We start from the raw sequence: 19093 nt of genomic DNA, 5'->3' as shown, positions 1-19093 counted from the left end.
TCCACCGCTCCGGCTTCCGTCGCAGCTTAGGGCATGTCCGGGACTTGTCATAGCGGTATCGGACGATCCACCCGCACCCTCGCACCTCTCTAGAGAGATACAGCCATATGTCGGCATCTATCCAACTTTCGCCCTCCCGCCGATCATAGAGACGTGGGGACGGACGCAAGTGGCACGAATGGCAATATTTCCGACCGATCCTCACGTGAATGGTGTGACGAGGCCCTGAACAGGCTGAACGCCGGCCGCCCCGAGTCCGCTCTCGACGCCGCCCGCCACGCCGCCGACCTGGACCCCGGGGCGGAGTGGGCGTACCGGCTCATCAGCCTCGCCCACGAGAGGCTGGGCCGCGACGCCGACGCCGCGCCCGCCGCCGAGCGGGCGGTGCGGCTGGCGGGCGGCTCGTGGCCGGCCCGCCTGCGCCTGGCCTCCGTCCTGCGCCGCCTGCCCGGCCGCTGGCGGGACGCGGTGGAGCAGGCCGCGCTCGCCGCGCGGTTCGCGCCCGAGGAGCCCGGCCCCGAGGTGGCGCTGGGCGACCTGGCCCTGCTGCGCGGCGACCACGCCGGCGCCGAGCGGGCGTACCGGGCCGCGCTCGCCCTCCACCCCGGCCATCCCCAGGCACGGGTGAACCTCGGGCTGTCCCTCCTGCGCTGGGAGCCGCCCCGCCCGCACCACGACCCCGCCTGGCCGGTGGACCCGCGCCAGACGGGCCGGGCCAGGCGGGCGCTGGAGGTGTGGTCGCGCCAGGTCCGCCTCCTGACGGCCGTCGCCACGCTCGCGATCGTCGGGGCCGCGCTGTTCCTCGACTGGGGCGCGCAGGCGCAGCTGAGCGGGTTCGCGCTGCTCGTGCTGCTGGTGCCGCTCACCGTCCGCCAGGCCCGGCGGGTGGGCGTCTGGTCGTACGTGCCCGCGATGCTCGGCAGGGACCCCTGGCTCGGCGCGGCGGCCGGGTCCGCTGCGGTGTCGGCGGCCGCGTTCGCCGCCTGGCTGCTGCTGGGGGCGATGCCGTCGGTGCCGCCGGTGTTCGACCCGATATGGGCGGGACTCGCCGGAATCGTCGTGCTGGGCTGGCCCGCGCTGGCCGCCGTACGCGCGCTGGCGGAGGCGTGGCGCGGCCGGCCGCTGAAGGCGCTGGCGGAGATCGGGCGTGTCCGGACGGACACCCCTCCCGCCCAGGCGGAGCGGGTCGCGAGGCGCGACGCCGTCGTGACCCTCTGGGTGGTGCTCGCCAGGACGTGGTCCGTGCTGGTCCCGCTGGTCGGCGGGGCGCTGGCGGTCGAGCCGGGGGCGGCCGTGGCGGCGCTCGCGGTGCCGTACCCGATGGTCCGCGGCTACCTGCGGGTCCGCCCCCGCGGCGACCGGTGGCTGGCCGTCGCCACCGCGCTCGTCGTCCTGTCGGCCCTCGCCTGCGCGCTGGGCGGCCTGTCGCCGGCGCTGGGCCTGCAGGAGGACCGGGCGGCGTGGGCGTGGCGGGCCGGGCTGGGGGCGATGGGGGCGGCGGTGGCGGTGTTCGCCGTACGGGCGGCGCGGGCCTGGTGGCGGGGCGGGCCGGGCCCGTGGCGCTCCTCGCTGCTCATGTGCGACCTGCCGGTGGGCGCCGAGCCGTCCGTGGCGCTGGACCCGGAGGTGCGCCAGACCTTCTCGTACGCCAGGAGCGTCGTCCTGTCCTACGGCGACTCCCTCGGCCCCAGGGTCGCCGGCGCGGTCGCGTCCGTCACGTCGTCGGGCGAGCTGCGGGTGATCATGGAGTCGGAGGCGTGGGAGGCCGTCGAGGAGGACCCCAGGGTGGCGGTCTTCGCGGCGGACCCGTTGCAGCGGCGGTTCTGGGTGGAGGTGCGCGGGATCGCCCTGGCCGACGCGGACGTGCTGCGCGTCACCCCCAAACAGGTCCTCGTGGGCGAATTCCCCGGACGGCACCAGCGGCGCTAGAATCTTGTTCTATGCGTACGCTGCGCACCCCCGAAGAGCGCTTCGCGAACCTGCCCGGCTTCCCGTACGAACCCCGCTACGCCGAGATCGACGGCGGCCCGCGCATGGCGTACGTCGAGGCGGGCCCTTCCGGCGGGGAGCCCGTCGTCCTGCTGCACGGCGAGCCGAGCTGGTCGTTCCTCTACCGCCACGTCATGCCCGAGCTGGCCGCGGCGGGGCTGCGCGCCATCGCCGTGGACCTCGTCGGGTTCGGTCGCTCCGACAAGCCGGCCGACCAGGCCGACCACACCTACGCCAGGCACGTCGAGTGGACCCGGGCCCTGCTGTTCGACGCGCTCGACCTGAGCGGCGTCACCATGGTCGGCCAGGACTGGGGCGGCCTGATCGGCCTGCGGATCGCCGCCGAGCACCCCGGCAGGATCGCCAGGATCGTCGCGGCCAACACGGGCTTGCCCACCGGTGACATTCCCATGCCCGAGGTCTGGCACCGGTTCAGGAACGCCGTGCTCAAGGCGCCCGTGCTGGACATCGCCCGGCTCGTCCAGGCCGGCTGCAGGACGGAGCTGCCGGAGGAGGTGCGGGCGGCCTACGACGCGCCGTTCCCCGACGAGTCCTACAAGGCGGGCCCGCGCGCCATGCCGGGGCTCGTCCCGATCACGCCCGACGACCCGGCCTCCCCCGCTAACCGCGCCGCCTGGGAGGTTCTCACCACGCTCGACCGGCCGTTCCTGGTGGCGTTCTCCGACGGCGACCCGATCACCGGAGGCATGGCGCCCGTCCTGCTCAGGTCGATCTCGGGCACGTCCGGGCTGAGGCACCCCGTGATCAGGGGCGCGGGACATTTCCTCCAGGAGGACGCGGGCGCGGAGCTCGGCCGGCGGATCGCCGGCTTCGTCGCCGCCACCTGACGCGGCGAGCGCGCGGGACCGCGACCCCAGCGTGTCAGGAACGCCCAATCGTCGGCCCGGTGCGGTATAACCGGGGGCGGACCGGGGAGGCGTGATGCAGGAGTCCGGCAGGGCCCAGGCCGCGGGGAGGGCCGCGGCGCGGGATCTGTTCGAGAAGGTTCGGCTGCGTTATTACCAGATTCCGCCGGCCGTGCGCCGGGTCCTCTACGTGGTCGTGCTGGTCGCCGTCATGGGCGTGGGCGCGGCACTCGGATGGGATCTGCTCAGCACCTTCCCCGCCGTCCTGCTGCTGCTCGCGTTCGTCGCGCTGGCCATGCGCTTCCCCCGCGCCGCCGCCACCGTGCTGGTGGTCGCGGGCTGGATCCCGCTGGCGCTCGTGGTCTTCTCCGGGCTGTTCCCCGCGGGCTCCGGCTCGGTGCACCTGATGGTCGCGCTGGCCCTGCCCGTCGCCGCGGCCGCCCACCTCATCCGCTGGGTGGCGCCCTGGGCGACCACGCTGCTCGCGCTCGCCTCCGCCGGGGTGATCGCGGTGCCGCTCACCTTCGTCGCCGCCGGCGCGGCGGTCTGGGTGGCGTACGCCGTGGCCGCCGCCCTGCTGATCTACCGGTTCGCGCTGGCCCGCAGGGTCAGGGCGGCGAGCGCGGCGGCCGAGGAGCGGCAGGTGCGGGTCCGGGTCCGCGAGGGCCGGCCGGAGGCACTGCCCGACAAGGCCGGCGGGCTGCCGCAGATCTCCGTCGAGGAGGCGCTCGGCGAGCTGGAGAGCATGGTCGGCCTGGCCCCGGTGAAGGAGCAGGTGCGCTCGATCGCCGCCTCCATCGAGGCGTCCAGGCTGCGCGCCGAGGCCGGCTACACCACCGAGCGGCCGACCAGGCACTTCGTGTTCGTCGGCCCGCCCGGCACCGGCAAGACCAGCGTGGCCCGCGCGCTCGCCAAGATCTTCTACGCGTTCGGCCTGCTGGAGACCCCTTACGTGGTCGAGGCGCAGCGGGCCGACCTGGTCGGCGAGTTCCTGGGCGCGACCGCGATCAAGACCAACGAGCTGGTCGACCGGGCGCTCGGCGGCGTGCTCTTCATCGACGAGGCGTACGGGCTGGTCAACTCCTCCGACGGGCAGCCCGACAGGTTCGGCGCCGAGGCCGTGCAGACGCTGCTCAAGCGCGCCGAGGACGACCGCGACCGGCTGATCATCATCCTGGCCGGCTACGAGCAGGAGATGGGCTCGTTCCTGTCCAGCAACCCCGGCCTGGCCAGCAGGTTCGCCACCCGGGTGCGCTTTCCCGGCTACTCCCCGGCCGAGCTGGTCGAGGTCACCGAGCTGCTGCAGCGGCGCAGGGGCGACACGATGGACGCCGCGACCGGGCGGGTGCTGCTCGGCCTGTTCGAGGACGTGCACCGGCGCGGCCTGGTCGACGAGCTGGGCAACGCCCGGTTCGCGCGCAGCCTGGTCGAGGCCGCCGCGCAGGCGCGCGACGTGCGGGTGGTGGGCGCGGGCGGCACCCCGACCACGCAGGATCTCGTCACCACGACCACGCCCGACGTCACCAAGGCGTTCGAGGACCTGACGGCCCGCTTCCGCGGCTACGTCGCCACGCCCACCCTCGAGGAGGCGCTGGCCGACCTCGACAGGATGGCGGGCCTGGCGCCGGTCAAGCGGCAGGTGCACGCCATCGCCGCTCAGCTGCAGGTGGCGCGGATGCGCCAGGAACGCGGGCTGCCCACGCCGCAGCAGATGCGCCACTTCGTGTTCGTCGGCCCGCCCGGCACCGGCAAGACCACGGTCGCCAGGGTCGTGGGCCGGGTCTTCGCCGCGCTCGGCCTGCTGGCCAGGCCCGACGTGGTCGAGGCGCACCGGGCCGATCTGGTCGGCCAGCACCTCGGCGCGACCGCGATCAAGACCAACGAGCTCGTCGACCGGGCGCTCGGCGGCGTGCTCTTCATCGACGAGGCCTACAGCCTGGTCAACCCCGGCTACCAGGGCGGCGACGCGTTCGGCGCCGAGGCCGTGCAGACGCTGCTCAAGCGGGCCGAGGACGACCGCGACCGGCTGGTCATCGTGCTGGCCGGCTACGAGCGCGAGATGGACGCGTTCCTGTCCACCAATCCGGGCCTGGCCAGCCGGTTCAACCAGCGCGTGGCCTTTCCCAGCTACTCCCCGCGCGAGCTGTCCGAGATCGCGGTGCTGCTGGCGGACAAGTCCGGCGACCGCTTCGACGACGAGGCGCTGCGCGACCTCGACGAGGTGTTCGCCTGGGTGTGCGAGGAGCGGCTGATCGACGGCCTGGGCAACGGCCGTTTCGCCAGGTCGCTGTTCGAGCGCGCCGCCATGCGCCGCGACGTGCGGCTGGCCGCCCACGCCTCGCGGGGCGGATCCGCCAGCTCGGCCGAGCTGACGACGATCACCAGCGAGGACGTGCGTACCGCGGTCGACGAGCTGTCCGGGCGCTGACCCTGCGGCGCCGGCTCCGGCGCCGCTGACATCGCCGGAACGGCTCTCCGAGTTCGCTCTTTGTGTCGGCTCGATGTCGTAGAGTGAGCGGCGTCGGTCGCGCGTAGGAAGGGGAGCGATGGCGGGGTTCCTGGCCCGCAGGCTGCTCAACTACGCCGTGCTGGTCGTCGTGGCCGCCAGTCTCGCCTACCTTCTGGCGGCCACGGCGCTCGATCCCCGGTCCAACTACGCCGACCGCACGCCCAAGCCGCCGCCCGCCGTCGTCGACGCGCAGCTCTCGGCGCTCAACCTCAACGACAAGACGCCGCTGATGCAGCGCTACGCCACGTGGGCGAGCGGGGTGCTGCACGGCGACTTCGGCAAATCCGTGGGGGGCGCCACGGTCAACGACGACCTCAGGCGGCGCATGGGCGTGACGTTCCGGCTCGTCGTGCTGGGGCTGCTGTTCGGGAGCCTGCTCGGGGTGCTGGTGGGCGCGCTCGCCGCGGTCAAGCAGTACGGCTGGTTCGACCGGCTCTCGACCGCGCTGTCCTTCGTGGTGCTCGCCGTGCCGGTGGTCGTCCTGGCCAACATGCTGATATTGGTCGCCGCCTGGGCCAACGAGCACGTCTTCGGCAGCTCGGTGCTCCTGGTGAGCGGCGAATACAGCGTCGGGCTCACCGCCGGGTTCTGGGGGCAGCTGCTCGACCGGCTCCAGCACCTCGTCCTGCCGACGATCTCGCTGTCGCTGGGGCTGACCGCGGTCTTCAGCCGCTACCAGCGCAACATGATGCTCGACGTGCTCGGCGCCGACTTCGTCCGCACGGCCAGGGCCAAGGGGCTGAGCAGGCGCCGGGCGCTCACCCGGCACGCGCTGCGCACGGCCCTCATCCCCGTGGTGACCTATTTCGCGTTCACGTTCGGGGCGCTGCTGGTCGGCGCCACCTTCACGGAGAAGATCTTCGGCTGGCACGGGCTGGGCGAGCAGCTGATCAACTCCATCTTCAGCAACGACGTCAACACCGTGGCTGCCATCTCGCTCCTCGCGGCCGTCTCCGTGCTGTGCGCCTCGCTCGCCTCCGACCTGCTGCGCGCCGCCCTCGACCCGAGGGTGCGGGCATGATGACGCTCTCCGAGGAGGAGCTGGCTGAAGAGCTGTCCGACGGCGGCCTGACCCGGGCCCCGTCCCGGGTGCGGGTGGTCTCGGGGCGGTTCTTCTCCTCCCGGCAGGGGCAGATCGGGTTCGCGGTGCTGACGCTGATGTTCGTGCTGGCCTTCGCGGGGCCGCTGTTCGGCAGGTGGACCTACACCGACAAGGACTTCACGGCGTTCATGCAGCCGCCGTCGGCCAGCCACTGGTTCGGAACGCTCCAAACCGGGTCAGACGTGTACGCGGTGACGCTGCGCGGCATGCAGAAGTCGCTCGTCGTGGGGCTGCTCGCGGCCCTGGTCTCCACGGCGCTGTCGGCCGTGGTCGGGGCGTTCGCGGGCTACTTCCTGGGCTGGACGGACCGCGCGCTGAGCTGGCTGACGGACCTGCTGCTCGTGCTGCCCGCCTTCCTCATCCTGGCGATCATGTCGCCGCTGTTCGGCGCCGGGCAGTGGCCGCTGTTCGTGATCATGCTGGCGCTCTTCCTCTGGATGGTCACCTCCAAGATCGTCAGAGGGATGACGATCTCGGTCAAGGAGCGCGAGTTCATCCAGGCCGCCCGCTACATGGGCGTCTCCCCCGTCCGCATCATCTTCCGCCACGTGATCCCCAACCTGTCGTCGCTGCTGATCGTCGACGCCACCCTCAACGTCAGCAGCGCCATCCTCACCGAGACCTCGCTGTCGTACTTCGGCCTCGGCATCCAGCCGCCCGACGTGTCGTTCGGCACGCTGATCGCCGACGGCTCCAGGACGGCCGTCTACGCGCCGTGGACCTTCTGGTTCGTGGCAGGGCTGCTGGTGGTCACGGTGCTCGCGGTCAACCTCGTCGGCGACGCGCTGCGCGACGCGTTCGACCCCTCGGCCTCGCGGAAGGTGCGGCGGTGAGCCCGGTCCTGGAGGTGCGCGACCTCAGCGTGTCGTTCGACGATGTGCGGGCCGTTCGCGGGGTGAGTCTCGACGTACGGCCGGGCGAGGTCCTCGGCATCGTCGGCGAGTCCGGCTCGGGCAAGTCGCTCACCTCGGCGGCCGTCATGGGGCTGCTGCCGCCGGGGGCGCGCGTCACCGGGTCCGTGCGGCTGCACGGTCGGGAGCTGATCGGCGCGCCGGAGCGGGAGCTGAACGCCTTCCGCGGCAAGTCCATCTCCATGGTGTTCCAGGATCCGCTGTCCGCGCTGACCCCGGTCTACCGCGTGGGCGACCAGATCGCCGAGGCCGTGCGCGTGCACCAGCGGGTCGGCAAGGAGGCGGCCATGGTCAAGGCCGTCGAGCTGCTCGACCTCGTGGGCATTCCGCGGCCGGGCGAGCGGGCGCTCGCCTTCCCGCACGAGTTCTCCGGCGGCATGCGGCAGCGCGTGGTCATCGCGATGGCCATCGCCAACGATCCCGACGTGATCATCTGCGATGAGCCCACCACGGCACTCGACGTGACCATCCAGGCGCAGGTGCTCGACGTCCTGAAGAAGGCGCAGCGCAAGACCGGCGCCGCGATCATCATGATCACGCACGATCTGGGGGTGGTGGCCGGGTTCGCCGACCGGGTGCTGGTCATGTACGCCGGGCGGCCCGTCGAGGTGGGCGACGTGGACGACATCTACTACCGGACGCGCATGCCGTACACCGTGGGGCTGCTCGGCTCGATCCCGCGCGTCGACCGGGGCGGCCGCCGGCCCCTGGCGCCCATCGAGGGCAGCCCGCCCTCGCCGGCGGCGCTGCCGCCCGGCTGCCCGTTCGCGCCGCGCTGCCCGATGAAGATCAGCGCGTGCGACGAGGGTGAGCCGCCGCTGTTCGAGGTGGGGGCCGGGCATCGGGCGGCCTGCATCCGCTGGTCGGAGGTGCGTCCCCCCGAGGGCGCGCCCTCCCACGGCGGACCGGCCCACGCACCCCCCGTCCACCCGGCACCCGGCCATCCGGAGCCCGGCGCTCCGGAGCCCAGTCATCCGGAGCCCGGCCACCCTGCTCCGGTCCACCTGGCTCCGGGCCACCCGGCGAACGGACACCCGGCTCCCGTTCACCCGGCGCACGGACAGGCCGGGCGTGGCCAGGCCGCCGCGGGGCCCGGCCGGCCTGCCGCGCCGGAGCCGCGGGAGCGCGGCAGCCGCACGGTGCTGGAGGTGCGCGGCCTGGTCAAGGAATATCCGCTGCTCAAGGGGGCGGTCTTCAAGCGCAGGGTCGGCACGGTGCACGCGGTGGCCGGGGTCAGCTTCGACCTGCGGCAGGGCGAGACGCTGGGGCTGGTCGGCGAGTCGGGCAGCGGCAAGACCACGACGCTGACGCAGATCCTGGAGCTGGCCGCGCCGCAGAGCGGCCGCATCGTCGTGCTCGGCCACGACACCGCGCGGCTCGGCGGCTCCGAGCGCAAGGCGATCCGGCGCGACATGCAGGTCGTCTTCCAGGACCCGCTGGCCTCGCTCGACCCGCGCATGACCGTGCACGACATCCTGGCGGAGCCGCTGCGCACCCACGGGCGGCGGCCGGGGCGGCGGGTCGGCGAGCTGCTGAGCCTGGTCGGCATGGACGCCGCCCACGCCGCCCGCTACCCGCAGGACTTCTCCGGCGGCCAGCGCCAGCGCATCGGCATCGCCAGGGCGCTGGCGCTGGAGCCCCGGCTGCTGGTGCTCGACGAGCCGGTCTCGGCGCTCGACGTGTCGATCCAGGCAGGGGTGATCAACCTGCTCGGCTCGCTCAAGGCCCGGCTGGGGCTGTCCTACCTGTTCGTGGCGCACGACCTGGCCGTGGTGCGCCACATCGCCGACCGGGTGGCCGTGATGTATCTCGGCAGGATCGCCGAGATCGGCGAGGTCGACGCGGTCTTTGACGGCCCGGCGCACCCGTACACGCAGGCGCTGCTGTCGGCGATCCCGCTACCCGACCCGGTACGTGAGCGCGCGCGGGAGCGGATCCTGCTCGAAGGCGACCTGCCCAGCCCGGCCGACCCTCCGTCGGGCTGCCGGTTCCGCACCCGGTGCCCGAAGTTCCGCGCCGAGCTGACCGACGAGGAGCGCCGGCTCTGCGTGGAGTCTGAGCCGGAGGTGCGGCCGCTGGGCGCTGACCAGGGGGCAGCCTGCCACTACGCGCGCAGGCGCGACGTCGTACAGGAGGACCGTTGAAAGCATCACGTCTTGTCGTGGCCGCCGCCGTGGCCGGGTCGCTGTGTCTGGCGGGCTGCGGCGGCGGCTCGGGGGGCGGCTCGGCCGGGCCGCCCAGCGACGGCGACGAGCGCACGATCAAGGCCTTCGACATCAACGAGCGGCCGCGCGAGCAGGTGAAGGACGGCGGGACGCTGCGGTGGGGCATCAACGAGTTCCCCTCGCAGTGGAACAGGAACCACGTCGACGGCAACCTCGCCGTGGCCGCCGTGGTCACCAACGCGCTGCTGCCCACGCCGTTCGTGTCCGACGAGAAGGCGGAGATCTCGCTCAACCGCGCCTACGTCCTCGACGCCGAGGTCACCGAGCAGCGGCCCAAGCAGGTGGTCACGTACCAGCTCAACCCGAAGGCGAGGTGGTCGGACGGCAGGCCGATCACGTGGGTCGACTACCAGGCCCAGTGGCACGCGCTCAACGGGCGCGACCCCGCCTTCCACATCGCCTCCTCGACCGGCTACAAGGACATCGAGAAGGTGGCGCGGGGCGAGGACGACTACGAGGTGGTGGTGACGTTCGACAAGCCGTTCGGCGACTGGCAGTCGCTGTTCGGGCCGCTGATGCCGGCCTCCACCAACCGCACGCCCGCCGCGTTCGACAACGCCTGGCTGAACAAGATCCCCGTGACGGCCGGGCCGTTCAAGTTCGGCGGGTTCGACCAGACGGCCAAGACGATCACGCTCGTGCGCGACGACTCCTGGTGGGGGCAGCGAGCCAAGCTCGACAAGATCATCTATCGGGCGTCGGAGCAGGACTCCCTGGTCGGGGCGTTCAGCAACGGGGAGCTGGACATCATCGACGTGGGGCCGTCGGCTCCCGACTACGCGCGGGCCAAGGGCACGCCGGGGGCGGAGGTACGGCAGGCCGCCGGACCCGACTTCCGACATTTCACCTTTAATGGGTCCAGCGAGCTGCTCAAGGACCGCAACGTCCGCCAGGCCATCCAGCTCGGCATCAACCGCCAGGCCATCGCGCAGTCCGACCTGCAGGGCCTCGACTGGCCGATCGCCCTGCTGAACAACCACTTCTTCATGAACACCCAGGAGGGCTACCAGGACAACGCCGGCAAGCTCGGGGTGTACGACCCCGACCGGGCGCGGCGGCTCCTGGACGCCGCGGGGTGGAAGCTGAGCGGCCAGGTCAGGCAGAAGAACGGCAAGCCGCTCAGCCTGCGGTTCGTGGTCCCCTCGGGGGTTCAGGTGAGCAAGCAGGAGGGCGAGCTGGCGCAGAGCATGCTGGCCCAGATCGGGGTGAAGCTCACCATCCAGGCGGTGCCGAGCGACGACTTCTTCACCAGGTACGTCATCCCTGGAAACTTCGACATCACGCCCTTCGCGTACATCGGGACGCCGTTCCCGGTCTCCAGCAGCTACGGGATCTACGCGAACTCCCCTGACGGCAAGAACTGGAACGCCAACTTCGGGCGCACGGGGTCGGCCGCCATCGACCAGGCGATGAGCCGCGCCGCCCAGACCCTCGACCCGGCGCAGGCCCGCACGGCGACCAACCAGGCCGACGCGCTGATCTGGCAGTTGGTCAACGTGCTGCCGCTCTACCAGCGCCCGCAGAACGTCGCGACGCGGCAGACGCTGGCCAACGTGGGGGCGCGCGGCTTCTACGACCTCCGCTACGAGGACATCGGCTTCACCCGCTGACTGACCGTGGCCGGAAGTGTCGGCCGCTTCCGGTAGAACAGCAGGCGTGACGACGAAGGTGACCTGGCCGCAGATCCTCGCATGGCGCCTGCGCAGGCAGTTCGTGAGCGAGGGTGGGGCGTCCGATGCCGTGGCGGTGGCCCGGCGGCTGTGCGGCGTCCAGGCCCAGGTCGCCTCGTCGGCCCGGCTCGCGGTGGCGATCAGATGCGGCGGTCCGGCCCATGACGAGATCGATCGCGCCCTGTGGGTGGACCGCACGCTGGTCAAGACGTGGATCATGCGTGGCACCCTCCACCTCGTGCCCTCCGACACGCTGGCCGACCACTGCGCCGTCCTGGGGACGTCGCGCTTCTGGGAGAAGGGCTCGTGGCAGCGCGGCCACGGCGTCACGGCCGGCGAGATCGCCACCCTCATCGACACCATCCCGGGCGTCCTGAGCGCAGAGACAACCGCACTGCGGGCCACCGGTGAAGAGACCTCTGACCGTCGAGGAAAGGGTGCGCCCGCGTCCGGCGATCGGCCACCGGGTGTGGCCGCAGCCGGTGCGCGGACGCTGGGGGCTCGGCCATCCGCCGCCGCCGGAGCATCTGGTGATCAGACACCCGTCACCTGGGCGTCGGACGACCGGCCAACCGGTGCCAAGGCGTCGGACAGCGGGTCATCTGGCTCAGGGACGTCCGGTGGCGGTGCGACCGGTGGCGGTGCGAGCGACGGTGGTCCGATCGGCGGTGGTCCGATCGGCGGCGGTGCGAGCGGCGGCGGTGCGAGCGGCGGCGGTGCGAGCGGCGGCGGTGCGAGCGGCGGCGGTGCGAGCGGCGGCGGTGCGAGCGGCGGTGGCGCGAGCGGCGGTGGCGCGTACGACGATCTGGAATGCGGCGGGCGGGCGATGACCAGGGAAGAGCTCGTCGAGGCCGTGGTGGCGGCGACGGGAGACGCCCATCTCAAGGAGGCGCTCACGTCCGGCTGGGGCGCGCTGCTCAAGCCGCTGAGCCACCTCGGGGAGCTGTGTTACGGGCCGCCCCGCGACGGCAGGGTCACCTTCACCACCCCGCGCGCATGGCTGCCGGGATGGCCCGCCGCGCTGCCGCCGCACGAGGAGGCCGGGGTGCGCGTCGTCCGGGCGTTCCTGGGCGCGCACGGGCCGGCGACGCCGGAGATGTTCGACGCGTGGTTGTTCCGGGGCACGGCGAGGAAGGCGCTGCTGAAGGGCTGGTTCCGTGACCTCGCGCCCGAGCTGACGGAGGTCGAGGCGGACGACGGCCGGCGGCTCCTGATGTTGACCGAGCACCTCGACGACCTGGCGGGCACCAGCCCTTCGAGCGAGGTCCATCTGCTGCCCGGCTTCGACCAGTACATCCTGGGAGCTCCGCGTGACCTGGCCCCGCTCATCCCGCCGCCCCTCAAGGCCAGGGTGAGCCGCCAGGCGGGGTGGATCTCCCCCGTGGTGGTCCATGAGGGCCGCGTCGCCGGGGTCTGGGAGGCCAGGGACGGCCGGCTCACGGTGGACCTCGCCCACCCGGTCCCCCAGGCGTCCCTCGACGAGGCCCTCGCCCGCGTCCACGCCCTGCTGCCGTAGCACACGGTCCGGCACGCTCCTCGGGAGTCGCGTGCCGGACCGGTGGATGGCCGGAGGCGTTCGCCATGGCCCACGCCTTGCGGTCCAGTCTCTCCTTGATGGCCGGGCCGAGGAGGGTCGGGTCAGGTGGCGCTGGTGGCCATGACGCGGTCGACCAGGCCCTTGGTGCCTTCCTGGCGGGCGCAGTGGGCGCAGCAGTACCAGTGCTCGCCTGACTGCACCCCATGCCCGATGACCTTGGTGCCGCAGTGCTCGCAGATGGGCGCCATCGCCTCGATCGCGCACTGGAAGCAGTCGAAGGTGTGCACGGCCCCCTGCGCGTGCACCTCGAACGCCATGTCGTAGTCGTTGCCGCAGGTCTCGCAGACAGTCATGATGATCTCCTCTGCACTCGGTCCGCACCGGGAATACCCCGTTACGTGGTGCTTCTTGCTCAATGAACGTCCAATTTCCCTAGATAGGCGTCGTAATCAGGGTCAGGAGCGATTCACCGCGAAACGGAGCACCAGGGGCAGGCCCAGCAGGCCGAGGGCGGCCAGGGCGGCGGGCAGGCCGAGCCAGGCGCTGAGGCCGGCCACGAGCAGCGGGCTGATCACGAAGCCCGCGTAGGAGACCGTCGACATGCCCCATACCAGCGTCCCGCTCGGGTCGTCGGCGGCGGCCCGGCTGAGCAGGGCGGGCACCAGCGGGCCCAGCGCCAGGCCGGTCAGCGCGAAGCCCGCCATGGAGACCGGCACGCTCCCGCCCAGGCCCGCCAGGGCGATTCCGGCCCCGCCGCCCACCCCCGCCACCAGGTACAACGCCCGCAGCGGCACGCGCGGAAGCGCCTGCATGACCAGGCGCGCGGCCGTCACCGCCGCCATGTAGACCGACGGCGCGGCGCTCGACAGGAGCGGGGTGGCGCCGCGATGGTCCTCCAGCAGCAGCACCGACCACTGCTCGACGGAGTTCTCGATGACGAGCACGCAGGCCGCCAGCGCGCCCAGCACGATCGCGGCGCCCCACAGGCCGCGCTTGCCGGTCTCCTTGGAGGGCGCCGGCGAGGAACGGCCCCCGGGCAGGGAGAGCACCGGCAGGGCCGCGGCGATCACGATCAGCGCGATGAGCAGCAGGACGGCGCCGACGTCCAGGCCCAGGGAGCGCGCGAGGCCGGTGGCGGGCGCCGCCGCGATGACCGTGAGGGGGAAGGCCGCGTGCACCGGCTGGAAGAGACGGCGCCCGGTCTCGCGCTCGGCACGCCCGGTGGCCAGGTTCAGCGCGACCTCGAGCGCCCCGCTCGCGGCGCCCACCAGCAGCAGCGCCACCGGGAGCTGCCACGGCGCGGACACCAACGCGATCCCGGCCACGCTGAGCCCGAACAGGGCCGTGGCGGCCATCAGCGCCGCCCGCTCGCGGCCCCGTGCCAGCCGCCCGGCCAGCGCCATGGCGGGCAGCGCCCCCACAGGTACGGCGCTGAGCGCCAGCCCCAGATCGCCCGCCGAGATGCCCAGCTCCAGCTTGATGGCGGGCAGGAGAGCCGACCAGGACCCCCAGAACACGGCCCACGCCGCACACACCGCGATCAACGGCATTTACCACCGCCTCTTGATATTTCGGCAATGCCACAGTAAAGATCGTCGATGTCCTTATATCCCCCTGCCGAAGGGACATCCGTGCTCACCCGTACGGTCATCGCGACCGCCCTGGTCGCGGCCGGAATCGCCGCCACCCCCTCCGCCGCGTACGCCGCCGGCGCCGCGTACACCCCGGAGCGCGTCTGCGGCGCCGGATTCCATCGTGTCAAGGACGGCCACCGGGCGATGCGGACCCGCGACGGGGCGGTGTTCGGGCACGTGTACCTCATGTACAGCAAGCGGAGCGGCAAGAACTGCGTGGCCGCGATCAAGACGGCCTACACCGGCACCCGCACGGTCACCGGCGCGTACCTGGAGGTGAAGGGCGGCGGCAGGTCGGAGGACGTGCAGAAGTACCGCTTCTACGCCGAGACCGGGCACATCGACGGCGCCTGGAAGTGCGTGCGGTACGCCGGCTGGACCCGCGACCCGCACAACCGGGTCGAGGCCTGGGGCGGGCGCAAGAGCTGGGGCAACTGCCAGGGCTGAGGAGCGCGCCCACGCGAGGTTGTCTGTCAGTTCTTTCGCGGAAGGTGTCACACCTGGACGGCCTGCCTCGTCCTCCCGGAAAAGAACGGACAGGGAGTCACCTACCTATGACCCAGCGCATCGATGTCGCCCAGCAGGTCCCGCAGGCGTAGCACCACCTTCTCGCCGTGGAGAAGCCGCTGCACGACAGCGAGCTGCCGAACGCCACGCTTGGACTGGTCAAGCTGCGCGCCAGCCAGATCAACGGCTGCGGCTACTGCGTCGACATGCACAGCCGTGACCTGAAGAAGTCCGGTGAGAGCGACGAGCGGCTCTGGTAGGTGGCCCGGCCCGTGAGCGCGAACGCGTACTGACACCCGACGGGCGCGCGCGGCGGGCGCCGCCTCCCCCGCCGCGCGCCGCCCGCCGCGCGGGCGGCGCAGGCCCGTCACCCTGCTGCTTACAGCGAATTTATCGGGAGTTCTGTAGATAACAGAGATAACAAGGGAATCACGGGGGGCTCACCATGAAGAGGCTTGTGGCGGTGCCGCCGCACGTTGCCAGGCACAAGATCCGCGACATCCGCTCCGCCGGCCGCCGCAGGCCGCAGGCCGACCACAAGGTGATCGACCTTCGGGCCTACGCCGGCCGCAACGTCATCCGCTTCCCCGGCGGCCCCACCCCCGCCGCCTGAGCGGTCGGCTCAGCCGTAGAGCCGCTTGCTGTACGCCTCGCCGTAGTACTGCTCCAGCTCCTCCAGGCTCTCGGTCACGTGCTGGAGCTCCTTGACGAGCGTCGCGTGCGAGGGCAAGGGGTCCGGTTCCCACGCCTCCGGCTTCCACAGCGAGGAGCGCAGGAGCGACTTGGCGCAGTGGAAGAAGATCTGCTCGATCTCCACCACGAGCGCGAGGCGTGGGCGGTGGCCCTTGACGATCATCTCGTCGAAGAACGGGGCCTCGCGGACCAGCCGGGCCCGGCCGTTGATGCGCAGGGTCTCGTTACGGCGCGGGATCATGAAGATCAGCCCCGCGTGCGGGTTCTTGAGGACGTTACGGAACCCGTCGGCCCTGCGGTTGCCCGGCCGGTCGGGGATGGCGATGGTCGTGTCGTCGATGACGTGGACGAACCCGGCCGGATCGCCCTTGGGCGACACGTCGCAGTTTCCGGCCTCGTCGGACGTGGCGATCAGGCAGAACGGGGAGGCGGCCAGCCACTGGCGGTCCCGCTCGTGCAGGCGTACGCGCTCCTTGTTCGCCGCCCTCGGCATGACCTCGCCGAGCAGCTCGCGCAGCTCCTCCTCGGACCCGATCTCCGTCCAGCTCATCAGCGCTCCCTTCGGGGGTTTCCGCCATTTTGGCAGAGAGCGCGCTGGGCCTTCACGGCCGTTCCGCGGGACGAGACGCCCGCCGGTACGCGGGACGAGAGCCCAGCCCGCTCACCAGCGGCGGGCGTGCGCCATCATCCCCAGGTACGCGTCACGCTCGGCCGTGAACCTGCCGGGGTCCATGCCCTGGCGCTCGGCCCGCAGGTGGAGCAGGGTCAGCTCGGTCGCCGCCTGCTGGTAGTCGCTCATGGCCCGCCCGAGCCCCGCTCCCCTGGCCCATCTGCGGGCCGCCTTGCGGGCGGACAGGGTGCTGAGCATCCGTACGTCGGCGTCGGTGACCAGCCCGGTCGGCCGGTAGCCCGGCAGGTAGACGCCCATCCTCGCGACGAGCTGGCGGCGCTCGACGACAGTCACGACGATCAGCAGGACGAGCGCCGCCATGATCACGAGGTACGCGGCCCCCAGCCAGGCCAGCGAGCCGGTGGTGGCGGCGCCGTTCCAGAGACCGTGCAGGAAGACGGCGGCGAGGTAGCCGAGGGGGATCGCGGCGTACCTGGCCGCGGTGCGCCGGGTGAGCGCGTACGCGACCCCGAGGCCGATCATGGACGTGTAGACGGGATGGCCGAGCGGGTCGATCAGGCCGCGTAGCACGAACAGCTGGACCGCCCCGCCGGCGCCGTTCTCGCCGTACGCCAGCAGGTAGTAGCCGATGTTCTCCACGGCGGCGAAGCCGAGGCCGGCCATGGACGCGTACACGATGCCGTCGGTCAGCCCGTCGATCTCCCTGCGCCTGCGCAGGAGCAGCAGCAGCGCCGAGCCCTTGAGCGCCTCCTCGACCACGGGCGCCAGCAGCACGGTGCCCACGTCGTTGACCACCGCGGCGCCGTACCCGGCCCTGCTGAACAGCGCTTGGCCCAGGAGGGTCAGCGCGATGCCCAGCACGACCGCCACCCCGGCGCCCCACACGAACGCGAACGCCAGGCTCAGCTTGGGCTCGGGCTCCAGCCGGTCGAGCGAGAGCACGGCCGCGAGCAGCACCGGCAGCGGCGCCACGGCCAGCAGCGCCGAGAGGCCGAACCCGAGAGGCCCGCCCGACAGCAGCATGACGGCCAGCACGATCAGCGCCAGGACACCGGAGACGACCAGTCCGATCACGAGGGCGATGCTGGGGCGCTGGGCTGTCATGGTGGTGCCTCTCTCTTCCGCCGGTGTGCCCACTATGCGCGGCGCGCATCTACAACCGCTTAACGGTCACTTGATTCGCGGTAATAGGGATCCGCGACGATCTGCTCGCCGTCGGCGTAGGTGTACACCTCCCGCCCGTCCACGAACACCCGCAGCGCGCGGCTCATGACGTCCAGCGGGTCGCCCGACCAGATCACCACGTCGGCGTCGAGGCCCGGCTTGAGCGCGCCGACCCGGTCGTCGACGCCCATGATCCGGGCCGGGTTGAGGGTGATCGAGCGCAGCGCCTCGGCGGGGTCCATGCCCTCCTTGACCGCCAGCGTGGCCTGGTGAACGAGGAAGTGGATGGGTACGACGGGGTGGTCGGTGGTGATGGCCAGTTCCACCCCCGCCCGCGCCAGGATGCCGGGGTTGCGCAGCGAGCGCTGGCGCAGCTCGACCTTGGAGCGGGTGGTGAAGAGCGGGCCGATGATGACGGGGACGTTCCTGGCGGCCAGGGCGTCGGCCAGCAGGTGTCCCTCGGTGCCGTGGTTGATGATCAGGCGGTAGCCGAACTCGTCGGCCAGCCTGAGCGCGGTCGCGATGTCGTCGGCCCGGTGCGTGTGCTGGCACCACGGCAGGTCGCCGTCCAGCACCTGGGTCAGGATCTCCATCGTGGCGTCGCGGTCGAACGGCTTGTCCTCGGCCGCGGCCGCAGCCCTCCTGGCGCGGTAGTCCTGCGCCTTCATGAAGGCGTCCCTGATCACGGCGGCGACGCCCTGCCGGGTGGAGGGCAGCTTCTTCTGGTCGCCGTACACGCGCTTGGGGTTCTCGCCGAGGGCGCTCTTGACGCTGGCGGGCTCCTTGAGCAGCATCTCGTCCACGGTCCTGCCCCAGCACTTGATCGCGACCGTCTGCCCGCCGATCGGGTTGCCGGAGCCCGGCTTGATCACGGCGGTGGTCACGCCGCCGGACAGTGCGTCGGCGAAGGCCAGGTCGGCGGGGTTGATGGCGTCGAGGGCGCGCAGGCGGGCGCCGTTGGGGTCGGTCATCTCGTTGGTGTCCTGGCCGGCCCAGCCCTCGGCCTCCTCGTGCACGCCGAGATGGCCGTGGGCCTCGACGAAGCCGGGCAGCACCCAGCCGCCCGCGGCGTCCACGACGGTGGCGTCGTCGGGCACGGCCACGTCCCGGCCCACCGCGACGATCTTCCCGTTCTCGATGAGCACCGTGCCGCCGTCGATGGGGTCGCCATCGACAGGCACGACATATCCACTGGTAATGGCAAATTTCATGACTCGTAACCTAGCGGGTCCTGGGTAGCAACCCCAGATGACCTCCAACCTGTACAGACGCTGGCTTCTCGAGATGTGGAACGGCGACTTCGACCTCGCCCGCGACCTCGTCACCCCCGGCTTCGTCGGCCACTGGCCGGGCATGGACGTGCACGGCCCCGACGGGTTGATCGAGGCCCTGCGCATGGGGTTCCAGCCGTTCGACGACGTCAAGGTCACCCTGGACGTGGGGCCGGTCGTGGACGGCGAGCACGTCGCCGCGAGGTGGACCTTCAGCGGCACGTACAAGGGCGGCCTGCCGGGCGCGAGCGCCGCCGCCGGGACCAGGGTGGCGTTCAGCGGGCACGACCTGCTGCGCGTCGAGGGCGACAGGTTCGCCGAGTACTGGGTGATCTCCGACGCGCAGACCTTCAACAGGCAGCTGGGGATAGGCTGACATATCCG

The 19093-nt window shown here is 72.1% G+C and carries 17 protein-coding genes; 12 read left to right on the top strand and 5 right to left on the bottom strand.

Annotated elements, in window-relative coordinates; genetic code table 11:
• The first annotated feature begins 153 nt into the window (after positions 1-153).
• The 8 genes from FH608_RS40220 (at position 154) to FH608_RS53280 (ending at position 12788) form a co-directional block, all read left to right on the top strand.
• Positions 154-1929 carry a tetratricopeptide repeat protein gene (locus FH608_RS40220; RefSeq protein WP_139635655.1) on the top strand — a complete coding sequence of 592 codons (1776 nt, stop codon included), beginning with the start codon at positions 154-156 and terminating at the stop codon, positions 1927-1929.
• A gap of 11 nt (positions 1930-1940) precedes the next feature.
• Positions 1941-2837 (top strand): haloalkane dehalogenase, encoded by an 897-nt coding sequence (locus FH608_RS40215; RefSeq protein ID WP_139635654.1) that lies wholly within the window; start codon positions 1941-1943, stop codon positions 2835-2837.
• A gap of 94 nt (positions 2838-2931) precedes the next feature.
• The gene (locus FH608_RS40210; protein ID WP_139635653.1) at positions 2932-5283 is read left to right on the top strand and encodes an AAA family ATPase; all 2352 of its coding nucleotides are present in this window, start codon (positions 2932-2934) and stop codon (positions 5281-5283) included.
• A gap of 118 nt (positions 5284-5401) precedes the next feature.
• Positions 5402-6385, top strand: a complete 984-nt coding sequence (locus FH608_RS40205) for an ABC transporter permease (RefSeq protein WP_139635652.1) — start codon at positions 5402-5404, stop codon at positions 6383-6385.
• Positions 6385-7299, top strand: coding sequence for an ABC transporter permease (locus FH608_RS40200; RefSeq protein ID WP_139635708.1), 915 nt, complete (start codon positions 6385-6387; stop codon positions 7297-7299). The genes FH608_RS40205 and FH608_RS40200 overlap by 1 nt, the downstream gene beginning before the upstream one ends.
• Positions 7296-9521: an ABC transporter ATP-binding protein gene (locus tag FH608_RS53285; RefSeq protein ID WP_226900328.1), complete on the top strand. Its 2226-nt coding sequence runs from the start codon at positions 7296-7298 to the stop codon at positions 9519-9521. Before FH608_RS40200 ends, FH608_RS53285 begins: the two co-directional genes overlap by 4 nt.
• Positions 9518-11212 (top strand): ABC transporter family substrate-binding protein, encoded by a 1695-nt coding sequence (locus FH608_RS40185; RefSeq protein ID WP_226900327.1) that lies wholly within the window; start codon positions 9518-9520, stop codon positions 11210-11212. The genes FH608_RS53285 and FH608_RS40185 overlap by 4 nt, the downstream gene beginning before the upstream one ends.
• Positions 11213-11258: 46 nt before the next feature.
• Positions 11259-12788, top strand: a complete 1530-nt coding sequence (locus FH608_RS53280; RefSeq protein WP_226900326.1) for a DNA glycosylase AlkZ-like family protein — start codon at positions 11259-11261, stop codon at positions 12786-12788.
• Positions 12789-12910: 122 nt separating this feature from the next.
• Here the strand turns inward: FH608_RS53280 and FH608_RS40165 are convergent, their stop codons facing one another.
• Together FH608_RS40165 and FH608_RS40160 are read right to left on the bottom strand one after the other, a co-directional pair.
• Entirely contained in the window at positions 12911-13162 is a 252-nt protein-coding gene (locus FH608_RS40165) for a hypothetical protein (protein WP_139635651.1), read from the bottom strand.
• 102 nt (positions 13163-13264) lie between these two features.
• Positions 13265-14359, bottom strand: coding sequence for an MFS transporter (locus FH608_RS40160; RefSeq protein WP_139635650.1), 1095 nt, complete (start codon positions 14357-14359; stop codon positions 13265-13267).
• Positions 14360-14440: 81 nt separating this feature from the next.
• Here FH608_RS40160 and FH608_RS40155 point away from each other — a divergent pair, with 81 nt between their 5' ends.
• The 3 genes from FH608_RS40155 to FH608_RS51945 all read left to right on the top strand — a co-directional run bounded on the left by FH608_RS40155 (position 14441) and on the right by FH608_RS51945 (position 15563).
• The gene (locus FH608_RS40155) at positions 14441-14890 is read left to right on the top strand and encodes a hypothetical protein (protein WP_139635649.1); all 450 of its coding nucleotides are present in this window, start codon (positions 14441-14443) and stop codon (positions 14888-14890) included.
• Positions 14891-15057: 167 nt separating this feature from the next.
• A complete protein-coding gene (locus tag FH608_RS40150) occupies positions 15058-15210 on the top strand; it encodes a carboxymuconolactone decarboxylase family protein (protein WP_226900325.1) in 153 nt (50 codons plus the stop codon).
• Positions 15211-15395: 185 nt separating this feature from the next.
• A complete protein-coding gene (locus FH608_RS51945) occupies positions 15396-15563 on the top strand; it encodes a hypothetical protein (RefSeq protein ID WP_193318894.1) in 168 nt (55 codons plus the stop codon).
• A 9-nt stretch (positions 15564-15572) separates the two neighbouring features.
• On the opposite strand, the gene FH608_RS40145 is transcribed toward FH608_RS51945, so the two are convergent.
• The 3 genes from FH608_RS40145 to FH608_RS40135 form a co-directional block, all read right to left on the bottom strand.
• Positions 15573-16193: a pyridoxamine 5'-phosphate oxidase family protein gene (locus tag FH608_RS40145; RefSeq protein ID WP_139635648.1), complete on the bottom strand. Its 621-nt coding sequence runs from the start codon at positions 16191-16193 to the stop codon at positions 15573-15575.
• Positions 16194-16304: 111 nt separating this feature from the next.
• A complete protein-coding gene (locus FH608_RS40140) occupies positions 16305-17378 on the bottom strand; it encodes a PrsW family intramembrane metalloprotease (RefSeq protein ID WP_139635647.1) in 1074 nt (357 codons plus the stop codon).
• Positions 17379-17437: 59 nt separating this feature from the next.
• A complete protein-coding gene (locus FH608_RS40135; RefSeq protein ID WP_139635646.1) occupies positions 17438-18649 on the bottom strand; it encodes an amidohydrolase in 1212 nt (403 codons plus the stop codon).
• Positions 18650-18686: 37 nt separating this feature from the next.
• Here FH608_RS40135 and FH608_RS40130 point away from each other — a divergent pair, with 37 nt between their 5' ends.
• Positions 18687-19085 carry an ester cyclase gene (locus FH608_RS40130; protein WP_139635645.1) on the top strand — a complete coding sequence of 133 codons (399 nt, stop codon included), beginning with the start codon at positions 18687-18689 and terminating at the stop codon, positions 19083-19085.
• Positions 19086-19093: the final 8 nt, after the last annotated feature.

It is taken from the genome of Nonomuraea phyllanthi (assembly GCF_006334985.2).
Taxonomy (GTDB): Bacteria; Actinomycetota; Actinomycetes; order Streptosporangiales; family Streptosporangiaceae; genus Nonomuraea; species Nonomuraea phyllanthi.
This window is presented reverse-complemented; position numbering and strand designations above follow the sequence as displayed.

Excerpts from the sequence above, each read along its gene's own strand:
- FH608_RS40215 (WP_139635654.1), top strand. The coding sequence starts at position 1,941 with ATGCGTACGCTGCGCACCCCCGAAGAGCGCTTCGCGAACCTGCCCGGC.
- FH608_RS40210 (WP_139635653.1), top strand. The coding sequence starts at position 2,932 with ATGCAGGAGTCCGGCAGGGCCCAGGCCGCGGGGAGGGCCGCGGCGCGG.
- FH608_RS40205 (WP_139635652.1), top strand. The coding sequence starts at position 5,402 with ATGGCGGGGTTCCTGGCCCGCAGGCTGCTCAACTACGCCGTGCTGGTC.
- FH608_RS40200 (WP_139635708.1), top strand. The coding sequence starts at position 6,385 with ATGACGCTCTCCGAGGAGGAGCTGGCTGAAGAGCTGTCCGACGGCGGC.
- FH608_RS40165 (WP_139635651.1), bottom strand. The coding sequence starts at position 13,162 with ATGACTGTCTGCGAGACCTGCGGCAACGACTACGACATGGCGTTCGAG.
- FH608_RS40160 (WP_139635650.1), bottom strand. The coding sequence starts at position 14,359 with ATGCCGTTGATCGCGGTGTGTGCGGCGTGGGCCGTGTTCTGGGGGTCC.
- FH608_RS51945 (WP_193318894.1), top strand. The coding sequence starts at position 15,396 with ATGAAGAGGCTTGTGGCGGTGCCGCCGCACGTTGCCAGGCACAAGATC.
- FH608_RS40145 (WP_139635648.1), bottom strand. The coding sequence starts at position 16,193 with ATGAGCTGGACGGAGATCGGGTCCGAGGAGGAGCTGCGCGAGCTGCTC.
- FH608_RS40140 (WP_139635647.1), bottom strand. The coding sequence starts at position 17,378 with ATGACAGCCCAGCGCCCCAGCATCGCCCTCGTGATCGGACTGGTCGTC.
- FH608_RS40135 (WP_139635646.1), bottom strand. The coding sequence starts at position 18,649 with ATGAAATTTGCCATTACCAGTGGATATGTCGTGCCTGTCGATGGCGAC.
- FH608_RS40130 (WP_139635645.1), top strand. The coding sequence starts at position 18,687 with ATGACCTCCAACCTGTACAGACGCTGGCTTCTCGAGATGTGGAACGGC.